This is a genomic window from Mesorhizobium sp., assembly GCF_004962925.1.
Classification (GTDB): Bacteria; Pseudomonadota; Alphaproteobacteria; order Rhizobiales; family Rhizobiaceae; genus Mesorhizobium.
This window is the reverse complement of record NZ_SUEO01000287.1, coordinates 4,964-6,676: the sequence shown is the minus strand read 5'-3', so window position 1 is coordinate 6,676 and position 1,713 is coordinate 4,964. Positions and strand designations below refer to the sequence as shown.

The window sequence follows — 1,713 nt, the reverse complement described above, 5'->3', positions numbered from 1 at the left end:
GATCTCCTCGCCGTCGAGGCTATCGATCGTCGCGACGACGATCTGGTCAGAGCCCCTGGCCTCGAAATCCGCGAGCTTCCGGGTCAGCGCCGCCTTGGTCGCGGCATCGATGATGCCGGCATTGTCGACGACCCGCCCGGTCAGGGCAGGCAATTCGGCGGCGAGTGCGGTGAGGGGGAGGAAGAGGCTAAGAATGACGTACAGGAATGCCAGGCTGGCGTTCCTTCGCGCCCCCCTCTGTCCTGCCGGACATCTCCCCCACTTGGGGGGAGATCGGCCGTGATCCCTGCTTTCGCCGGTCTGCAACGTTGCCAGAGAAGAACCGGCAAAGAAGCTGCCTATCTCCCCCCTCGTGGGGGAGATGTCCGGCAGGACAGAGGGGGGCGCGAAAAAGTGCAAGGCCAACAGGAGACCAGATCTAATGAGCGATCACCCGCCCTGCGTCGTGCCGAAATCGACCTTCGGCGTCTGCATCTTGTCTTCTTCGATGGTGAAGTTCGCGAACGGCTGATTGCCGCGGAACCACAGGGTTGCCCAGATCACCGACGGGAAGGTCTTCAGCGTCAAATTGTACTCCTGCACCGCCTGGATATAGTCGCGGCGGGCGACCGCGATGCGATTTTCGGTGCCTTCTAGCTGCGCCTGCAGCGCTAGAAAATTCTGGTTGGCCTTGAGGTCGGGATAATTCTCAACCACTGCCAGCAACCGCGACAGCGCGCTGGTCAGGCCGGCTTGACTGTCCTGGAAATTTTTGACGGCTTCCGGATTGCTTAGCGTTTCCGGCGTCACCGTCACTTGCGTCGCCTTGGCGCGCGCCTCGACCACGGCATCGAGCGTATCCTTTTCGTGCGCGGCATAGCCCTTGACCGTTTCGACCAGATTGGGAATGAGGTCGGCGCGGCGCTGGTACTGGTTCAGCACCTGGCTCCATGCGGCCTTGGCGTTTTCCTCCGCCGTCGGGATGGTGTTGTAGCCACAGCCGGCAAGCAGCGGCAGCATGATCGCCATCATCAGCAAGGCCGGCAGGTTGCGGAAGACGAAAGGGGAGGAAAGACGCTGGGCAAGCATGATAAGATCCCTCAATAAGACTGACAGGCGAAGCATTACCACAATCCGCGCGCAAGAACATGACCTCCGCCTGGAAGCGTTACTGGTTCTTTATCATTCACTGCAAGGCCCTGTGATTGGCCGGGCGAACGGGTTAAAGTCGCCGCGAAAACAGGACATTCGCCATGGCGGGACGCCAGGACAGCGACGACGAATCGCGCCGGATCATCGAGCGCGTGGCACGTGAAACCGACCCGGGCGGCACCTCGTTCATTGCGCGGACCGCGAAGGGCGCGCGCGATCACGTCACTGCTGCAGACACCGACCAGGCGGATCCGATCGAATATTGGGGCACGCGCATTGGCCGGGCGCTTGGGCTTATTATCGCCATTGGCCTGTTGATCTGGCTCGTGCTTTTCATCAGCCAAAGTTAGGAACCCCGTGAGCACCGAAGAACACGACGCGCCGCGCGCGGTCATCGTCATCTCCAGCCATGTCGCGCGCGGCTCGGTCGGCAACCGCGCCGCGGTCTTTGCGCTGGAGACGCTGGGCTTTCCGGTGTGGGCGGTGCCGACTGTCATCCTGCCCTGGCATCCCGGCCATGGACGGGCGACGCGCATCGTGCCGCCGCTCGATCAATTCAAGGCGCTGATGACCGATCTCGAG

At 62.1% G+C, this 1,713-nt stretch carries 3 protein-coding genes and 1 pseudogene; 2 read left to right on the top strand and 2 right to left on the bottom strand.

Annotated features, from left to right (window positions below; genetic code table 11):
- The coding region (locus E5W87_RS32810) for a TPM domain-containing protein (RefSeq protein ID WP_292407312.1) at window positions 1–213 on the bottom strand (213 nt) is incomplete at its 3' end.
- A 216-nt stretch (window positions 214–429) separates the two neighbouring features.
- Window positions 430–1,068, bottom strand: coding sequence for a LemA family protein (locus E5W87_RS32805; protein ID WP_292407311.1), 639 nt, complete (start codon window positions 1,066–1,068; stop codon window positions 430–432).
- Window positions 1,069–1,232: 164 nt separating this feature from the next.
- On the opposite strand from E5W87_RS32805, the gene E5W87_RS32800 reads away from it, so the two are divergent.
- Window positions 1,233–1,481: a hypothetical protein gene (locus tag E5W87_RS32800; protein WP_292407310.1), complete on the top strand. Its 249-nt coding sequence runs from the start codon at window positions 1,233–1,235 to the stop codon at window positions 1,479–1,481.
- Window positions 1,482–1,488: 7 nt separating this feature from the next.
- Window positions 1,489–1,713: pseudogene (locus E5W87_RS32795) on the top strand (pyridoxal kinase); the annotation flags it as partial.